Genomic DNA, 18,897 nt, shown 5'->3' on the forward strand with positions numbered 1-18,897 from the left:
TTAATCACTGACCACTCAGCCCCATTTTTTATCTTCTGTGCACCGAAGACCACAAGAATCTGCCCTTGCATTTCCCGTGATTCGCAGGCAGCCGCCAATTTGCTAGCATGATTCTTGGCTTTTGCTTTGCGAAAAAAAAAGGAGACTTCCTAAGAAGCCTCCTAAAAATCAACTTTTATTCAATACACTTGTATCGCTAAAAATTTCTCATGGGTTGGGATTCTCAAAGGAACTTAATTGATTGCACGCAAAGTAACCAAAGCTAAAGAACCAATAGCTTTGGGTGTTAACGTAATAATATTCATTTAAGTTTCTTCTTAACTCTTCCATGATATTCCTCTCAGGACACCTTGCAGCTGAGAAAATGAACTTCTCCACAACCTTGTTGAACTGTAACGTGTATTTTGATTTATTATAGACCTAATTTTTATCAATGTCAAACGAATAGTTATTAAAAGAGTGTTAATTTTTCATTCTTTGCTTTACGTATTGACAAGATCCTATCGTTTATGTTATATTACTTATAATTCCTACTGGAATGATATGTAATTTATTAATAATGATATAAGGAGATACGATTATGAAGGATACCCGAAAATTTGAAACGCTCCAGCTCCATGGGGGACAAACCCCTGATCCCACTACCCATGCAGTTGCGGTTCCCATTTATCAGACCACCTCTTATGTTTTTGACAACAGCGAACACGCCCAGCGGCTTTTTGGCTTGGAAGAACCGGGCAATATCTATACCCGGATCATGAATCCCACCACCAGTGTGCTGGAAGAACGGATGGCGCTTCTGGAAGGCGGCGTTGGCGCCCTAGCCTTTGCTTCCGGCTCGGCCGCCATTACCGCCACCATTCTCAATATCGCCGGCACCGGTGACGAACTGGTTGCGGCATCCACCCTTTATGGCGGTACCTATAATCTCTTAAGCGCGACGCTGCCCCGGCTCGGCATTAAAACAACCTTTGTTAACCCAGATGACCCCGAAAATTTCCGCACTGCCATCAACGAGAATACCAAGGCCATCTATATCGAATCACTGGGGAATCCGGCCATTAATATTGTTGATGTTAAAGCCGTGGCTCAAATCGCCCACGATAATGGCTTACCGCTGATCGTCGATAATACCTTTGCCACCCCGTACTTATTCAGACCCCTGAATTTTGGTGCCGACATCGTCGTTTATTCGGCTACCAAATTTATTGGCGGACACGGCACCACCATCGGTGGCATCATCGTTGACGGCGGCACCTTTGACTGGGCCGGCAGCGGCCGCTTCCCGGTGTTTACCACCCCGGACGCCAGCTATCACGGTATTACCTACGCCACCGATATTGGCGCTGCGGCCTTTATTGTCAAGGCCCGGGTGCAACTGCTCCGGGATACCGGCGCCTGCATCAGTCCCTTTAATGCCTTCCTGCTGTTACAAGGTCTGGAAACCCTGTCCTTGCGCCTGGATCGCCATCTCGAAAACACTCAAAAAGTTGTCGCTTTTTTAAGCGATCATCCTCAAGTTACCTGGGTAAACTACCCGTCACTTCCCGACAACCCTTACAAGGCCCTTTCAGACGAGTACTTTAAAAAAGGCCCTGGCTCGATCTTCACCTTTGGCATCAAAGGCGGTATCGCCGCAGCCCGGAAATTTATTGACAGTCTGACCCTGTTTACGCATCTGGCCAATGTCGCCGATGCCAAATCGCTGGTGATCCATCCGGCTACCACCACCCACCAGCAATTGTCTGGTGATGACCTGATTGCCGCCGGCATCACCGAAGATATGATCCGTTTATCCATCGGTCTGGAACACAGCGACGATATCCTCGCCGATCTCGACCAGGCCTTAACCAAAGCCCTTTAATTTTTTAATCAATCACCCGGAGGTGAACCGATGCCAATCAAAATACCCACCGACCTGCCGGCCAGTCAGATTCTGACCAATGAAAACATCTTTGTGATGGATGCCGACCGGGCCAGTCACCAGGACATCCGGCCCTTGAAAATCGCCATCCTTAACCTGATGCCCACCAAAATTTCCACCGAAACCCAGCTTTTGCGTCTGTTGGGTAATACCCCGCTGCAAATTGAGGTGACCCTGTTGCAAACCAAAACCTATGAGAGCAAGAACACCTCTTCCGAACACCTGGGCTCCTTCTATTGCTATTTTGAAGATATCAGGGAGCAGCGCTTTGACGGCCTCATTATCACCGGCGCCCCCATTGAAACCCTGGAATTTGAAGAGGTGGACTACTGGGATGAGCTCACCCAAATCATGGACTGGAGCAAAACTAACGTCTTCTCTACCCTGCATATCTGCTGGGGTGCCCAAGCCGGTCTTTATTATCATTATGGGATTCAAAAGTATTTGTTACCAGAAAAAGCCTTTGGTGTTTTTGAACACCACCTGGAAAAAGCTTATGTCAAACTCTTCCGGGGCTTTGATGACACCTTCTACGTTCCCCATTCCCGGCACACTGGGATTCACCGGGAACTAATTGATGCCCACCCGGATCTGGAGGTCATGGCCGCCTCCAATGATGCCGGGGTCTATATCGCCACCGCTCAAAACGGCCGGCAGATATTTGTCACCGGTCATAGCGAATACGATCCCGAAACATTAAAAGGCGAATATGACCGGGATGTTTCCCAGGGTAAATCCATTAATGTCCCGATCAACTACTACCCCAATGATGATCCCACCCAACCCCCGGTAGTGCGCTGGCGGGGCCATGCCAACCTGTTATTCAGCAACTGGCTGAATTACTACGTTTATCAGGAAACACCGTTTGAATTATCTGAAGCAGCCTTTTAAGGCCATGATAAAAGCGCAAGCATTTGCCTGCGCTTCTTTATTTTAATATAATGCTTTTTTCTTTGACAGCACAACCTTAAATTTCCAGCCGTTTTCTTTGGCTGTTGATTTAACGATTTGATTTAACTTACCCAGATCAAAATCATATTCATAAGCCTTCCCATCGGTACTGTATTGAACCGCCTTTACCTTACGGGATAAGGTTGACCCGCTTTGAGAAAAGCTCTCACTGCTGAATCCGAGGGAAAAACCGCTTTTAATTTCTTTGGTCAACTCCCAAAAATAAATGGTCTGATCCTTTTCACTCATCAGGATGGCATTTTCATAATGAATCTTTATTTTACCGGTTGGGTGTTTGGCATCCAGCAATTCCTGATCTACCGAAATATCGGTTGCCCCACCAACATTGCAAGTAATTCCGATTTCTTCATACTGTCTGACAATACTGTAAATGATTTCATTTTTTTCCATAATTCACTCGTTTCCTCACTGCCACTGCTTTATTTAACGACGAATTCGCTGACGGTATCGGGATCTTCGCGGTCATCAATATAAATTTCAACAGCATAGTTCCCCGGAGTCGTTACCAATTCGGCCGGGAGAATCCCCCACAGTGGGGCATCACTGACATCACCGTTATTGATGGTAACAGAGTCGACTACCTGATTTTCCAGATACCAGATAAAGGTAATATCGGTATCATCCGGGGCGTTATGTAATTCAGCAGCCACATAAACATCAGTATTAACCGGAAATGAGGTGACCTCATCAATCGGCATGGAACTGTCATCCACTCCGGTTGTCATCACCGCATTGCTGACATTGGCGGTGGTTGAACTGCAACTGGCCCCCATAAAGAGCACTGAAACCATCATCATGGTTATGACCAAAAGATACAGCATTAATTTATTTTTTTTCATGACCTTTTTCCTCCTGAATGATAATTTTGTTAGATTTGTAGTTATATTACCACATTTTTTTTTAAATAAACATCCAAACTTCTGCTTTTCACAAACAAAAAACTCAAGCGAAAAAATCACTTGAGTTTTTATCATCTTCCTAATTTGTCTCACTGGCCTTATTCCGGTTTTTTAACGCCTTCATCACGTCAAAATAGCGATAGGTAATGGTTTCGATCAGTGAAATGATGTCGTCCGCCGATTCCATCTCTTCCCGCTTCATAACCAACGCATCGGCAATCAGCAGCGACAGCCGCCGGGCACAGTTCCGGCTGACCGGATTCTTGAGCACATCAAAATCCGGCAACGGCACAATCCCGCCCACCCGACTGACAATCTGGCAGCCGGTGAAGCCGCAGACCTCTTTGATATAGGTTCGTAGCAGATCATCGCGATACTCGGTGTACTCACGATACATCGGCTTGGCATCCTGATCCCAGCACGCACAGTAAACCCGCTGATATTCGCTCATTAAATCACGGATATAGTCCAGAATTTCCTGACGATAGGCTTTCCGGGACGCTTTGCTTCCTTCTTCATGGTGAAACCAGGCAATATATTCATAAACCAGGTTGCCCAGCAGATAGCCGGTATCCGATGAGGACGGGCCCATAAAAGGATATTCCATATCGATGATTTTCATCTCGTTTTCGTCAATCATAATGTTGGAGGTATGCAGATCGCCATGAACCAGACATTCGCTTTTCTTCATAAAAATGCCTCGCAGCTTCAGCAGTTCCACCCGCAGTTCCCGTTTTTCCCAGAGCAGATCGCTCATCGCCAGATGATTGGGATCACCCGCCGGTAAATCGACTTCGCCTTCAATAAAAGACTCCCGTAAAAACAGGATTGTCTCCATAATCACCCGCATCTCGGGATTCATAAATTTGCATTCCAACCCTTTATGGGCAATCTGGTCGAGATAAATCTCGGAGGTATAGAAATTTGATTTAGCCAAAAATTCGCCCATCTGTTTGGGAAATTGGGGGAATCGTTTGCCTTTAGTCAATTCGAAACGCATAATTTTCAGCCGTCCGCAATCCTCATAAATAAAGAGATTATTATCCGGATCGAGGTGATACATCTCCGGCAGATACTCTGGGGTGATAGCCGATCGCAGTTTAATGATTTCGGATTCCAGCTGATTGCGCTTGGCGGTCAGCGGTACCCCTTCACCAAATAGCTTCAGGTAGGGTTTGGCCTGTTTGAGAATAACCGATTTTCCGGTTTCATCCCAGACCCGATAAATATGGTTGACAAAGCCATCGCCGTCGTCTTCACCACCACCAACCTCATAAACCTCAAGCCGGGCCGCGGCCGGAAAAATATCCGTGGATGCTTTGATATATTCAATGACAGTACTGGGGGTTAGATCTTTAAAGGACATTTTCTACCTCGCGATTTTTAAACGGATTTCATATTTTTACATTTTATCACGACGATAAGTAGAAATAAATGAACTAATTATTTGAGTAACGGGAATTTTTTGCGTTTCTCTAGAGGATCAAGCGATCATAAGGATCAAAAGCCTGCTTCCGGGTTAACAGAATCGAAAAATGGATCCCAAAATAACGGGAAATCAGAATCGCACCCATTATCACAATCTGATAGACAATCGCGGTCATCGGCATCGAACCACCGAGAATCTGACCCGTCATCATTCCCGGCAGGGAAACCAGACCAATGGTTTCGGTGGAGGCAATAATCGGATTCATGCAGGCGATGATAGCCTCTTTGTACCAGGGCAGGGTGGACTCCCACTGATTGGCTGACAACGCCAGCCGATACTGATACTGCCGTTCATTTTGCCTTAAGCCGTTGTAAAAGGTATTGATCCCGATAATGTTGCCACTGAGACTGTTGCCCAACAGCATACCCATCAGGGGGATATAGTACTGGGCATTAAAGATATTGTCCAGACCAATCACAAATTGATTGATAAAGAGAATCATCACCAGATTGGGAACGCCAAAGCCAATCAGAATCGGAAAAAGCTGATTTTTAATGGTCAATCCGCAGGTTTTAACGGTGGATAATCCCGCCGCCCCAATCATAAACAAAACATAGGCCGAATTGACCCAAAGGTTGTTGAACAAGAAGATGTACTGCAGAAAAAAGCCCACCAGCACCAGCTGGATCGTCATTCTGAACAAAGAATAAATGATCCGTTTATTGAGCCCAATTCCCAGCTTATAGTTGATAATCACCATCGGCAGCACAAAGATCAGCAGCAAAAACGGGGTATAAAAAGGTATTTCCTGAACGCCCATTACCAGCTCACCTCCCTTAGTCCCCGCTTTTGATAAACGTCGTCGTGGGAAACCACTAAAATGGTTTTATTATAGCTCAACAGCAGTTCCACCATTTTTGTCTTGAGGGCCAGATCCAACCCGGTGGTGATTTCGTCGAGGACCCAGATCTCGCGATCCAGCAGGATCCCCATGATCAGGGCCAGCCGCTGCCGTTCGCCGCCAGAAAGGGCGTCGACGCTTTTTTCCAGGGTGTCCTGTGGCAGCGCCATGGTTTCCAGCCATTGCCTCAAAACCGCTTCCTGATAGTTGATATGACGATTAACCGGAAATTTAAAAACCGCCGCAAAAACATCCCTGACAATCCCTTTGGGAATATCAGCATCCTGACTGACATAGCAGATCTTGCGGCGAATGGTATTCACTGTTTCTCCGGACAGACTCATCCCATCGACAAATATTTCACCGGCCTCCGGCACCACAAAGCCCAGCAGCATTTTAACCAGGCTGGTCTTTCCCCGGCCCGAAGGCGCACAAAAAAGAACCTTTTCATACTGTTCAATTTCCAGATTGAAACCTGAAAAAATCTGCCGCTGATCATATTTCAACTGAATATTTCGGAATTCCAGATAAGCCATCTTTCACCTCATGTTTAAATTCCGTATCATGCCAGACTGATGGCCTTAGCGCCAGGATACTTCCGGTTTTTTTCGGGGCACGGTGCGCTGATAGGAAACCTTGGGATATCCCATCACCTGACAGGCAATGACCTGTTTGTTCGTGTCTGCTATCCCCAGAAAACGTCTCAGTTCCGGGCTGTTGGCCGCTGCCCGGACAAAAAAGCCACTGTAAAACATCCCCAATCCCTGGGCATGGGTCATCAGTTCCATCGAGGACGCAGCCAGGCCGCCATCGATGGGTGATTCGGAAATGACGATCATCACGGCTTTGGCATTAAAAAACAAATCGGTGGGTTTTTCCGGATTGGTCAGATAGCCTTCATACATCTGCAGCCATCGCTTCGCATAATAGGCAATCAGAGGCGGGGTCTTTTCGGTATCAGCCAGCAACGTTTTACCCAGACTGTTAAGGCTTTCCAGGGCCAGCCCGGTCAACTCTGAAAGTTGCTCCTGTACCACCACAAAAGATACCGGCTGGCGGTTTCCCCCAGTTGGTGTAAAACGGCCGGCCTCAATAATTGCTGCCAGCTTTTCTTTTTCTATCGGCTGATCTTTAAACTGACGGACTGACCGGCGGAATTTTATAAAATTCAGCAGTTTTTCCGGTTCAATATCAAAGTCTGCGGCTTCGTACTCCTTCACTTCGTTCATATCATAGTCGGTTATACTGACGGCATCAACTGGACAGATGGCGATGCAATGACCACATTTAATACATGTTTTATTAAGGGCTTGGGCCTTGTCATCGGCAATGACAAGATCCCGGGTAAAACAATCATCAACACAGGCGCTACAGCCAATACATTTTTCCTGATCAATTTTAATCATTTTTTCTTCCTTTCAATTTAAGCTGCATTTCAAAGCCGCCTAGTTCCCGGTGACAAAGAAATACAGCAAGACAATCACACCCAAAACAATCCGGTACCAACCGAAGATTTTAAAGTCATGCTTTTTGATATAGGTCATTAAAAACTTAATCGCCAGAACCGAGGTGATAAAGGCTGCGATCATCCCAACTAATAAAATAACTACTTCCCAAAGGGTGAAGGCAAAGCCGAATTTGATCAATTTTAATAAACTGATCCCAAACATCACCGGCACGGCCATAAAGAAGGTAAATTCGGCAGCCACGGTTCGCGATGTTCCCAAAATCATTCCACCCAGGATTGTTACCCCAGAACGGGATGTTCCCGGTACAATTGACAAGGCCTGAAATGCTCCGATCTGAAGGGCCCGTTTATAACTGAGCTCCGATAACTTGACGACCTCCGGCTTGCGTTTTTTATTGTAATTTTCAATCACGATAAAAAGAATCCCATACAGAATCAGCATCGCAGAAACTGTTATTGAATTCATAAAGTAGGTGTCAAAAATGCTGTCCAGCAGCAAATAGGCTAATATCCCCGGGATACAGGCGACCGCAATTTTCGACCACAGAATCACGGTGTTTTTTCGGATCATTATTTTTTTATCTTTAAAGGAAAACGGCACCAGTTTATGCCAGTAAATATAAACAACCGCTAAAATTGCCCCTAATTGTATAACATACAAAAACATTTCGATAAATGGCTCCGACATATTCAATTTAATGATGTCATCCACCAAGATCATGTGCCCGGTACTGCTGATTGGCAGCCACTCGGTTACACCCTCCACAATCCCCAGAACGATTGCTTTTAAAATTTCCAAAAATCCCATTTTACCCTCTCTTTTGCCTTAAAATTAATGTCTTCCGTGATCCTTTGATGCCGATCGTTCCTAATGCTCCGTCAGGATCACGTTCAGTATTAATCTTACTTTTAATCCGGCTAAATTACAACTTTTTTTCGCAGAATTAAGACTTTTATTCTGAATTCACAGCGAAGTTTCACGCACCAGCCATTCTGTTTTTACAGCTTTTCGATGGCCTTTAAAATACCGTAAAGGATTGCCTGAGGTCGCGGGGGACATCCCGGAACATAGACATCAACCGGGACGATGCCGTCAATCCCGTTACTGGTGGCGTATGAATCTCTGAAGATGCCGCCGCTACACGCACACGCACCAACCGCCACGACCAGTTTCGGATCGGGGGTCGCGTTATAGGTCTTGATCAATGCCAGTTGCATATTCCGGGTGGCTGTTCCCGTCACCAACAGCATATCAGCATGCCGGGGCGAAGCGACAAAATGAATCCCCAGTCTTTCCACATCGTTAAAGGGGTTGTTCAGGGCGTTAATTTCATAATCGCAGCCATTGCAGGATCCGGCATCGACCTCGCGGATATTCAGACTTCTGCCAAAGGTCTTGCCGATCCGCTTGACAAGTTCGGCACAGATTGCCTCATCAGGCATGGCAATTTTCTGATCTGCGGCGATGATGAGGGGGCTGCTGCGAAGCGCTGTCCGTTCTTGCTCCGCCAGCTCAAACTGATTGGTCATCGCAATTGCCCCGGATGGGCAGATTTCTTCACAGAGGGTGCAAAACACACAGGTATCGAGGTTTATTCCCAGGGCTCCGGTATTGGCATCCCGGACAATCGCCTGGGACGGGCAGCGCTTAAGACATTCGCCGCAGCCGGTACATTTTTCGATATCGATGACCGTTTTACCGGTGTTCGGCAAGGACAACGGTGCTTTCCGGGGATAATTCTGGGTCAGATTCGGATACTTGATTATCTTTTTAATGGTATTGAACATTGTCGCTCCTTATAAATCATTTCCTGCATAGGACAGATTAAAACTCTTATTGATCAGTGGAAAATCCGGGACCAGATTGCCCTTGACCGCATGACAGAGTACCGGCCAGTTACAGAATGAAGGGGTTCTGATTTTATAGCGGAAAATGGTATTGTTTTCCCCGGTCATTACCCAGTGGATATTTTCGCCCCGGGGTGCCTCCGTCATGCCAAAGGCAAACTGATAAGGTGCCACCGTTGGGATCGGTTCTCTGATCCGGCCGGCTGGCATGCTGTCAATGGCGGCCAGCATCAAGTCGATGGCCTGATAACATTCTTCAATTTTTACATTCATCCGACAGTTGACGTCACCATTATGATGGGCGGGGATCGCAAATGACAGCTGGTTGTAAGCACTGTAGGGAAAACTTTTCCGCACATCCCATTCGATTCCGATCGCCCGGGCCGGCGGCCCCACCGCATTTAAATCCGCCGCTATTCGAGCACTGAGGATGCCGGTATTTTCGACCCGGTCGATAAAAAGGCTGTTGGTTTTTATGATTGCCACCGTATCTTCTAACTCTGAGCGGATTTTTTTAAGCTGTTCGATCAGGGAGACCTCTTTTCCCGCGACAAAGTCTTTTCTGACCCCGCCCAGCCGGTTCACTCCTCTTAGAAAACGCATCCCACAGAGTTCATCGGCGATGGCATAGGCCCAGCCCCGCATCATTCGAAACTGGAAAGCCGCAAATCCATAGGCCACATCCAGACAGATTCCCCCAAGATCGCCCAGATGACTGGTCAATCGTTCCAGCTCAGCAAAAACAACCCGGATATACTCGGCCCGTTCCGGGATTTTCAGCCCGGCAATCTTTTCAATGGCCTGACAATAGGCATGGGAATTAGTAAAGCTCTCATCTCCAGAAATGCGTTCGGCCACAAAGAGTCCTTTTTCCAGGCTCTCGCCCTCACACATTTTTTCGATCCCTTTATGGACAAAATATAATTGCGCTTCCAGATTGATAATCGGTTCACCCGCAACGCTGAAGCGGAAATGTCCGGGTTCGATAATACCGGCATGAACCGGACCAACCGGAATCTCATAGACGCCCTCGCTGATCACTTTCGTAAAATTTATTTTCTCTTTGGCAAAAACGGGTTGATGCTTAAAATCATAGGCTTTGCGCAAGGGAAAAGTCTCCCGGGGCCAGTTGCTGTGAAAGACCAACCGCTTGGAATTAGGATGCCCGACCGGGTTCAACCCGAATAGATCCTTAATTTCTCTTTCGTATCGTGCCGCCGCATGAACCGTGCCGGTAATCGACTTAAAAGTCATTTGCTCGGGTTCAATCCCAATTTTAAGGTTCAGTAAGACGCCGGAAACACGGTCGGCAAAGGCATAATAGATGGCATACATGCCGGTCAATGAGGTTTCATCGTTGGCAAACAGCGAAACCAGGGGGTACCCCATTTCGTGATTGATATAGCCACTAAGCACCCGTATTTTATCGGGTTTTATTTCGATGGTTAGTTCACTTCTATCTGCTTTCACGGTTTTGATGATATTATCACTGAAATTTTCAATCAGCTTTTTTTCCATTTCAATCGCTGTCAATAGTTTATCCTCCAATTACAATTTCCACTGCCTGGTCGATCAATGTTCTTAATTCTGCGGGAATGTATAACCCCATCACGGTGATGATTCCCAGCAAAATGGCAATTACTACCAGACCGGGAATATTCAATTCTCCCGGCGGGGTTTCCTTGGAGATGTTCTTGCCGTAAAACATCTTGAACAGGGTCACAACAAGGCCGGTAAAAATGATCGCCAGCAGCAAAATCAGCAGTCCGCCCACAAAAAAACGCTGTTCCTGAAAGATGGCCGAGATCACCACAATTTCACTGGCAAAAACACTAAACGGCGGAGTTCCGCCAATTGCAAACAAGCCCAGCAAAAAAACAACACCGGTAACCGGCAGCATTTTAAACAGGCCGCTGATTTTAGAAATCTCTCTGGTATGGTATTTTTGCAGGATATTTCCGGTGGCTAAAAACAGCATCGACTTGGTAAACGAGTGATTGATCATGTGCAGCAGTCCGCCGAAAACTGAGACCGGCGTAAAAAATCCAATCGCAATGGCAATAATACCCATATGCTCGATGCTGGAATAGGCCAGCAGCCTTTTGTAGTCTTTCTGTGAAAAAATAAAAACCGCTGCCGTCACCACCGACAGGATCCCCACTGCGATCAGAATTCGGCCGACAAACTCGCTGTTGCCAAAACTGCGGTTAACAATCGCGACGATCCGGATGATCCCATACATGGCCCCATTCAGCAGTACCCCTGACATCAGCGTACTAATTGGCGAAGGTGCCTGGCTGTGGGCATCAGGAAGCCATGTATGCATTGGTGCCAAACCGGCTTTGGTCCCAAAGCCAACCAGAATAAAGATAAATGCCAACCGCAAAGTTGGACCCTGTAATTCCGTCGCCCGATCAATCATTGCCGGCCAATCCAAAAATTGCGCACTGTCAAGCACGGTAAGTGATGAAAACTGCAGAAAAATGATGCCCAGCAGGGCAATGGCAATCCCCACGGAACAGATGATGATATACTTCCAGGCTGCCTCGATGGCTTCCTTGCCGTTGTAAAAACCCACCAGAAAGGCTGATGCCAACGTCGTCGCCTCAATGGCGATCCACATGATGCCGATGTTTTTTACCGTTAAAGCCAGTAGCATCGTGAAGATGAACGCATACATTAAACTATAATAAATCCGCATTCTGTCGGTTGTCAGTTTGCCATGACTTATCTCGTTTTCCAGATAACCGATCGAAAAAATGCTGGTCATCAGACTGATAATCACGACAATATCGATCACAATGATACTCAGCGCATCAACGCGAAAAAATCCGCCCCATGTTGCATATTCAACAAAACCACTCTGGAGAACGGCCCCGGTTAAAAATCCGGCCGCAATCATCAGGGTCACGGAAGCGGCAATACTGACGGCATGCTGAAGCGGCCTTTTTGTTAAAACAAAAAACAGCATCACTGCCATGATTGGTACTGCCAGTAAAACAAATCCCATTATTCTATCCTCTCAAATCTTTAATTTTATCAACGTTAATGTTGCCAAACTTTTCATCAATTCTGAACACCATCATCCCCATAATGACCACCGCCACCAGAATATCCATCAGGATTCCGATATCCACGATAAATGGCATCCCGTGAGTGGCAAACAGGGCGGTTACAAAAATGCCGTTTTCAATCACCAGAAATCCGACAATCTGTCCGATCGCTTTCTTCCGGCTGATCATAAAGAACAGGCCGATCATAATGACCGAAACTGAATTGACAATCTGATTATTGATGATTCCCGCGTTGATTCCCGTCGTTTCGGCAATCGCAAAATAGCAGAAAACGACAATGAAACAGCAGATAATGACGAGCAGCGGGATATTTAAAAAAAAGTCTTTTTCAACCCGATGAGCAACCTTGGCATAGGTTTTTTTCAGCAAATACGGAATAAATACCACCTTAATACCAACGACAATCGCGCAGATGATCAGCACATCGATCCGTCCATCTGCGGTAAAACTGGTTATTCCAATCATCCCGGTCAACAAAGCTACCAGTGCCGATTGAAACTGAAAGGTTTTGATGTAAGATCCGGTTCTTTTATTTCCCATCAGAATAAAGGCTGATACCAATAATAATACCGATAGTGCGTCAAGATAATTTGTCATCGTCAACCTCCAAATACAAAAAACTGCAAAAATCCGATAAAGGACAGGATAAATGATAAGGCCGCCAGATTGGGAATGCTGAACAGTCTGAGTTTAACCGTATTGACTTCCACAATCCCGATCAGAACCGCCGCCATAACAACCTTGGCCAGATAGAGCAGCAGCGAAATCGCGATAGCAGTAACGCCAGAGCTGCCGATAAGCTGATCGTGGGGTAGAAATAAATTGACCAGCAGCGTAATAAAAACCAGCTGTTTGATCGCTGCTCCCAGTTCCATTAACGCCAGACTTCGCCCCGAATACTCCAATAACATAGCCTCATGAACCATTGTCAACTCAAGATGAGTTGCTGGGTCATCAACCGGGATTCTGGCGGTTTCTGCCATAATGACAATCACCAGCGCGAAAAATATCAGCAGATAAACCGGATGAATCAAGGGGCTGTGAACCGTCTGCATAAAGGTCATCATCGCATACACCGCTGTCGATTTGGCAATCAAGGCCACGGTAATCAGTGACACCAGAATTGAGGGTTCAATCAAGGCTGAAATCATCGCCTCGCGGCTGGCACCCATCCCCCCAAACGTGCTGCCGGTATCCAACGCTGCCAACATCATAAAAAATCGGCCCAGGGCCAGAACATAGACCAGCAGAATCACATCGCCATTATTCCAGGCCGGTTTAATCTGGGTCGTAACCGGAACGATCAGTGCTGCCGCTAACGCGGTTGCCAGGACAATGTACGGTGTCACCCGAAAAATCCAGGATGATACATCCGATACGACACTGGTTTTTTTGAATAATTTAAACAAATCATAATACATCTGTAGTAACGGTGCGCCTGTTCTTTTTTGGGTCAAGGCCTTGATCTTTTTAATGATGCCGTTGACCAGCGGCGCCGCTAAAATAACAAAACCGGTTTGAACAATGAAAAATAATATCGTGTCACTCATAGCTGAATCCTTCCTATACCACGCGGTTATAAAACATCAATGCGAGGATTGATATGAAAATGTACAACAGGTAAACATGGACGCTGCCGGTCTGAACCAGGTAGATCATTTTTTCCGATCCCCTTTTCAACACCTGGATAACCGGATTGTACAGGTACTTTTCAAAAATCGATTCGGTCCAGATCTGATATTTGACGGATTTAGGGAAATAATCCGAATCGCCCTTTTCAATGACAACTTTTCTGCCGGGTCGGTACAAAATGCTCAAAACGATGCGGATCGGTTTGGAAAAACCGGTGGCGCTGTACTGCATTCGAGCATTAATATTTTCAAACCCGCAATCCCAGGTTCCGTATTTCCGGGTTTGCACTTTACCAAAAAATAACCGCAGCATCAGCAGCAGCACCAGAATCACCACCGCCAAAGCAATCAGAACTTCTCCCGGGGCAATGCTGTTGCCGGAAACAGCCAGCGGCATCGTCGCTGCCATAAAACCGGACTCCAGGGTGGCGGCAACGGTCGACCCCAGGATACTGAAAGCGACCTGATCGGCAAGTTTCACACAAGCGGCCGGAAAAATCCCGATGATCAGGCAGAACCCAGCCAAGACTCCCATGCCGATATTCATGGCCATTGGCACCTCTTGGGCCTGGGCCGCGGCGTCACTTCTGGGCAGCCCTAAAAATGAAATCCCGAATAGTTTGACAAAAGCGGCCGCTGCTAAAGCTCCGGACAGTGCCAACGCGGCGATTGATAGAATCGACAGAATATTCAACCCCGCCGTACCGATATTAATGTTTAAAAATAAGGACTGATAAATCAGCCATTCACTGATAAAGCCGTTGAAGGGAACAATGGCCGAAATTGCCAGCGAGAAGCACAACACCAGCACGGCTGTGACCGGCATTTTGTGAATCAGTCCGCCCAGCTTTTCGATGTCTTTGGTGTGGGTCGCATATTGCAGGGATCCCGCTCCCAAAAACAGCCCGCCTTTGAATAGCGCATGATTGAAGGTATGCAGTAACGCCGCCACCAGCGCCAGGCCACTGAGAAAATCGTTGTGCTGCGCCGCCGCAATGAAGGATACTCCCAGGCCAATCAGAATGATGCCGATGTTCTCAACACTGCAAAATGCCAACAGTCTTTTGATATTATGCTCCATCAGGGTGTAGGCAACCCCCAATACCGCTGAAACGACCCCAATCCCCAGGATGACGGCGCCCCACCACACCTGTTGAACCTGCAGATAACAAAACACAAAACGGATCAGACCGTAGATCGCGGTTTTAATCATAAAGCCTGACATCAGCGCGGAAACATTACTGGGTGCCGCCGGATGGGCATAAGGCAGCCAGATATGCAGCGGAATAACGCCAGCCTTGGTTCCAAAGCCAATCAGAAAACAAATAAAGATCAGATTTTTGGCGGTTGCAGGAATCAGTTCGGAACTGCCAAACATATCAAAGGAGTGCGTATAGGCAAACATCATCATAAAGCCGATCAGCAGAAAGGCCGTGCCTAGATGGGTCATAATGAGATACAACCGACCGGCTCGCCGGTTTTCTTCATATTCGGACTCAAAAATAACCAGAAAATAAGAAACCAGTGCCATCGCTTCCCAGGCCAGATAAAAAAAGATGGCATTCCCGGAAATGATCACCAGCAACATCGACATAATAAATGAGGCGTATAGAAAATTGAAAAAGCCGACATTTCTTTTTTGATAGTAGTGGGCATTATAGCCGATGGAATAGATTGAAACGCATAAGACCAGGATTGACAGACAGAGGACAAAGAAGGCTGAAAGATGATCAATTTTTATTTCCAGAAACAATAAGGGAATCCGGGACTGAAAAATCGTGACCGGTGCCAGCATGGTCTCAGCTGAAAGCCTTAAGATTGAGGCTGCGATCCCGGTCAGCGCTGCTGCCATACAGATAGTATTGGTGACAATGTTGGCCATTTTGTGATGCTTCATCAAGGCCAGAGCCAGTACCGCGGCGATAAGATAAAGTAGCACCGCAGCAAGAAATAAATTATTTTGTTCGCCGATGTTTTTTAGTGCAAGTAACATTTAATCTCCTTATTTAATCCCATTCCAAAAATTTTGCCAGATATCATCCTGATTGATTTTCAAATCCTCCGATTCATAAATAATAGTAATGGATACCAACCCATGAATCATTGACAGAAAAGAATATAACACGGTTTCCGGAGCCTGCCGCCGGATCATGCCATTGTCCATGTCCGACTGGATCAGGTCTCTGATGATTTCGTAACGTTGCTCAGTCAACCGGGTTATTTTTTGCATCAATGTCATTTCAAAAGCTGCTGGCGGAAAAAGCAGCAGCCGTTTCCAGAAATAACGCTTCGTTTTAGAGCGGCTGTAATAATTCAATATCATATCGAAGGTACTCTTTAAATCGCGGCGTTTTTCGTCGATCTCAAAAAAATACTCGTAAATTTCCTGATCAATCACCTCATAAAGCAGGACCTCTTTGCTGGCAAAATGCGCATAGATTGATGCTTTTTTGATCCCCACTTCATTGGCGACCTCAGTCAATGAAAATTCATTTCCTTTTTCGGCAAATAGTCTGAAGGCTGAGTTCATAATTTTTTGCTTTGTTTCCATTTTGCTCCCCCTTTTACCTACCTATCGTTAGGTAGTCCCTATTCATCATAGTGCAATTTTATTTTTTGTCAAGCCATCTGGCCAAATTCCTCTGTTTATACGATTGCAGAAATCAAATTTCCGGCAATAAAAAATAGGACCAAGAAATAACTCTCAATCCTATTGATGCTTGTCAGCCACAATTTTTCATTTTTTCGATTGACTCGGATCTCCGACCGAACCCATGAAAAGGATGGCTCCCGTCTCTTTATCCTGAATGGCATAGAAAAACGGACGATCAAATTTTAGTTCAAAATCATAAATCGGCATACTCGTCAGCCCGATCTCCACCGAGGTTGCGGCTGCGGCTTCGGTGCCCACCTCGTCCACCTGAATATAGGTCTTGTGTTTCACCTCACTGATATAGAGTTCATGATCGCTGGTTTCAACCGCCGTCATATCAGAAAAGTCAGCCTTTCCGGCTTCAAAAGCAATGCCCATCCCTAAATCAGTCAATACCGGATTCAGCGATTGCTCATATTCCATCGTAAAACGGGGGAGCATCACGCTGCCTTCGCCACTCTCAAAAAGCGTCAACCAGCTTTTCCAGTTGACCTGATTCAACTGCTCCTGGAATTGTACGAGATTCGCATCCTCGTTGGGCAGGAACAGGTACATCGCCATCCGGTCTGCTTCACCGTAGGGCAGCCGTACGGCCTGAAAGTCGGCGGCTTTTAAATAGTCAAAGGAGCCCCGCTGAAACATCATCGGAACTTGAACCGTCTGACCAGCACCAGTTTTAAAGTCCTGCTCACTGGTCAGTTCCTTATCAAAGGGGCTGGTCCACTCGCCTTTAAAAGACACCGCATTGATCAGAAACATCACTGCTGCCGGATCAATCGGTGGGGTGACGATCTCTTCGATCATGCCCCTGGTATTTTCGTCGACCCAGTTGTTAATCACTGCCGCCGCCTTGGGATCACTGAAATCCTGGGTCTGCAGGGTAGCCAGGTAATGGGTTTCGACCCGCTCGCTGAACTCCTGATTCAATTCAAAACCATCCCGCAGCCACAGTGAATTAGCAATGTCCAACGTCACCTTGGAGTCGGCAGTACTCAATAAGTATAAAAGAGCCTGATTATTCTGATTCAGGGTTTTAATATCAATCCCCTGAATTTTCAACGCTGCAGCCATGGCTTCCCGGGTTTCTCCCTTAGCGCCATTATAGGTCATGTCCAGCGCCATCCCGATGCTGACTGGTGAAATCATCATGTTTTCCTGGCTGTTTGCCAGCAGCTTGTATGTCTCGAAGCCAAAATCATTACCCTGCTCGACGATGGCAACCTGGAAAGCGTCTAAAATACTGTCATCGGGTTTGGGAATGGTCTGACCCTGGTTTACAAAATACTGGCATCCCGTCAGCATTAACGATGAAATCAATAATCCCACCAGAATTGTTCGTTTCAATTTCATATCGTACCCCCTTTGAATTAATTCTGATTATCTTGTTCATACCCGGCTAAGGGTCTCACCAGTCATTATTCAGCCGCTTTCCTAAAAAAAATCTACCCGGCCGCTTTCAATGTCGTACTTTGCCGAAGTAACCCGCAAGTGCCCGGCAGCAACCTCATCCTTGATCAGCTCACTGGCCATGATCCGACGGATGCTATTATCAATGTTCAAGCGCTCGCAGATTTCCACATCATCTTCGCCGGTAATCACCGGAATGATCTCATCCAATATTTTTTTTACGTAGCCATGTCCATGGCTGCCCATGGCGGCCTGCACCGCTCCACAATGGTTATGACCAAGCACCAACACCACTTTGGCTCCAAGGTATTTGACCCCGTACTCAATGCTGCCCAATTCAAATTCGCCAATCACGTGACCCGCTGTCCGAATCACAAAAAGATCGCCGATCCCCGCCGAAAAAACATATTCTGCTGGCACTCGGGAATCTGAACAGGTTACAATTACAGCATAAGGCTGCTGGCCGTCGGCTGCTGATATGGGGTTTATTTCTTTTAAAACACTACCGCTTTTTTGAGCCGCTACAAAATTATTATTTCCCTGAATCAGCGCCTGTAAAGCCTCTTCTATCGTATTGATCGCTATTTTACGCATATTTAAGCTTACTCTCCTATCATAATTTTAATTCAGGAAAATGATTATCCTCTAATACTTTCATAGTGTATTATTTATTCCTGTGTTTTTAATTAAT

18 protein-coding genes are annotated in these 18,897 nt (G+C 46.4%); 2 read left to right on the forward strand and 16 right to left on the reverse strand.

Annotated features, from left to right (window positions below):
- Positions 1 to 580 precede the first annotated feature (580 nt).
- Together ABGU93_RS10445 and metA are read left to right on the forward strand one after the other, a co-directional pair.
- The gene (locus ABGU93_RS10445; protein WP_347413399.1) at positions 581 to 1,864 is read left to right on the forward strand and encodes an O-acetylhomoserine aminocarboxypropyltransferase/cysteine synthase; all 1,284 of its coding nucleotides are present in this window, start codon (positions 581 to 583) and stop codon (positions 1,862 to 1,864) included.
- Positions 1,865 to 1,894: 30 nt separating this feature from the next.
- Positions 1,895 to 2,815, forward strand: a complete 921-nt coding sequence (gene metA, locus ABGU93_RS10450) for a homoserine O-succinyltransferase (protein ID WP_347413400.1) — start codon at positions 1,895 to 1,897, stop codon at positions 2,813 to 2,815.
- A gap of 42 nt (positions 2,816 to 2,857) precedes the next feature.
- Here the strand turns inward: metA and ABGU93_RS10455 are convergent, their stop codons facing one another.
- The 16 genes from ABGU93_RS10455 to ABGU93_RS10530 form a co-directional block, all read right to left on the reverse strand.
- On the reverse strand, positions 2,858 to 3,286 hold the full coding sequence (locus ABGU93_RS10455) for a hypothetical protein (protein ID WP_347413401.1): 429 nt from the start codon (positions 3,284 to 3,286) through the stop codon (positions 2,858 to 2,860).
- Between the two features lie 29 nt (positions 3,287 to 3,315).
- Positions 3,316 to 3,735, reverse strand: coding sequence for a hypothetical protein (locus tag ABGU93_RS10460; protein WP_347413402.1), 420 nt, complete (start codon positions 3,733 to 3,735; stop codon positions 3,316 to 3,318).
- 139 nt (positions 3,736 to 3,874) lie between these two features.
- Complete coding sequence (gene mtnK / locus ABGU93_RS10465) at positions 3,875 to 5,161, reverse strand: S-methyl-5-thioribose kinase (protein WP_347413403.1); 1,287 nt, start codon at positions 5,159 to 5,161, stop codon at positions 3,875 to 3,877.
- A gap of 109 nt (positions 5,162 to 5,270) precedes the next feature.
- On the reverse strand, positions 5,271 to 6,044 hold the full coding sequence (locus tag ABGU93_RS10470) for an ABC transporter permease (RefSeq protein ID WP_347413404.1): 774 nt from the start codon (positions 6,042 to 6,044) through the stop codon (positions 5,271 to 5,273).
- Positions 6,044 to 6,661, reverse strand: coding sequence for an ATP-binding cassette domain-containing protein (locus ABGU93_RS10475; protein WP_347413405.1), 618 nt, complete (start codon positions 6,659 to 6,661; stop codon positions 6,044 to 6,046). The genes ABGU93_RS10470 and ABGU93_RS10475 overlap by 1 nt, the downstream gene beginning before the upstream one ends.
- Before the next feature lie 45 nt (positions 6,662 to 6,706).
- On the reverse strand, positions 6,707 to 7,531 hold the full coding sequence (locus ABGU93_RS10480; protein WP_347413406.1) for a nitroreductase family protein: 825 nt from the start codon (positions 7,529 to 7,531) through the stop codon (positions 6,707 to 6,709).
- A gap of 39 nt (positions 7,532 to 7,570) precedes the next feature.
- On the reverse strand, positions 7,571 to 8,401 hold the full coding sequence (locus ABGU93_RS10485) for an undecaprenyl-diphosphate phosphatase (RefSeq protein WP_347413407.1): 831 nt from the start codon (positions 8,399 to 8,401) through the stop codon (positions 7,571 to 7,573).
- A 191-nt stretch (positions 8,402 to 8,592) separates the two neighbouring features.
- A complete protein-coding gene (gene nuoB / locus ABGU93_RS10490) occupies positions 8,593 to 9,381 on the reverse strand; it encodes an NADH-quinone oxidoreductase subunit NuoB (protein ID WP_347413408.1) in 789 nt (262 codons plus the stop codon).
- Between the two features lie 9 nt (positions 9,382 to 9,390).
- Positions 9,391 to 10,974: an NADH-quinone oxidoreductase subunit C gene (locus ABGU93_RS10495; RefSeq protein WP_347413409.1), complete on the reverse strand. Its 1,584-nt coding sequence runs from the start codon at positions 10,972 to 10,974 to the stop codon at positions 9,391 to 9,393.
- Between the two features lie 4 nt (positions 10,975 to 10,978).
- A complete protein-coding gene (locus tag ABGU93_RS10500) occupies positions 10,979 to 12,451 on the reverse strand; it encodes a hydrogenase 4 subunit F (RefSeq protein ID WP_347413410.1) in 1,473 nt (490 codons plus the stop codon).
- Positions 12,452 to 12,455: 4 nt separating this feature from the next.
- The gene (locus ABGU93_RS10505; protein ID WP_347413411.1) at positions 12,456 to 13,112 is read right to left on the reverse strand and encodes a hydrogenase; all 657 of its coding nucleotides are present in this window, start codon (positions 13,110 to 13,112) and stop codon (positions 12,456 to 12,458) included.
- A 2-nt stretch (positions 13,113 to 13,114) separates the two neighbouring features.
- Positions 13,115 to 14,065 carry an NADH-quinone oxidoreductase subunit H gene (locus ABGU93_RS10510; RefSeq protein WP_347413412.1) on the reverse strand — a complete coding sequence of 317 codons (951 nt, stop codon included), beginning with the start codon at positions 14,063 to 14,065 and terminating at the stop codon, positions 13,115 to 13,117.
- Between the two features lie 13 nt (positions 14,066 to 14,078).
- Complete coding sequence (locus ABGU93_RS10515; protein ID WP_347413413.1) at positions 14,079 to 16,139, reverse strand: proton-conducting transporter membrane subunit; 2,061 nt, start codon at positions 16,137 to 16,139, stop codon at positions 14,079 to 14,081.
- A gap of 9 nt (positions 16,140 to 16,148) precedes the next feature.
- Complete coding sequence (locus ABGU93_RS10520; RefSeq protein ID WP_347413414.1) at positions 16,149 to 16,697, reverse strand: TetR/AcrR family transcriptional regulator; 549 nt, start codon at positions 16,695 to 16,697, stop codon at positions 16,149 to 16,151.
- 186 nt (positions 16,698 to 16,883) lie between these two features.
- Positions 16,884 to 18,149, reverse strand: a complete 1,266-nt coding sequence (locus ABGU93_RS10525; protein ID WP_347413415.1) for a serpin family protein — start codon at positions 18,147 to 18,149, stop codon at positions 16,884 to 16,886.
- A gap of 81 nt (positions 18,150 to 18,230) precedes the next feature.
- Complete coding sequence (locus ABGU93_RS10530) at positions 18,231 to 18,800, reverse strand: carbonic anhydrase (RefSeq protein WP_347413416.1); 570 nt, start codon at positions 18,798 to 18,800, stop codon at positions 18,231 to 18,233.
- Positions 18,801 to 18,897: the final 97 nt, after the last annotated feature.

It is taken from the genome of Acetobacterium sp. (assembly GCF_039830195.1).
Taxonomy (GTDB): Bacteria; Bacillota; Clostridia; order Eubacteriales; family Eubacteriaceae; genus Acetobacterium.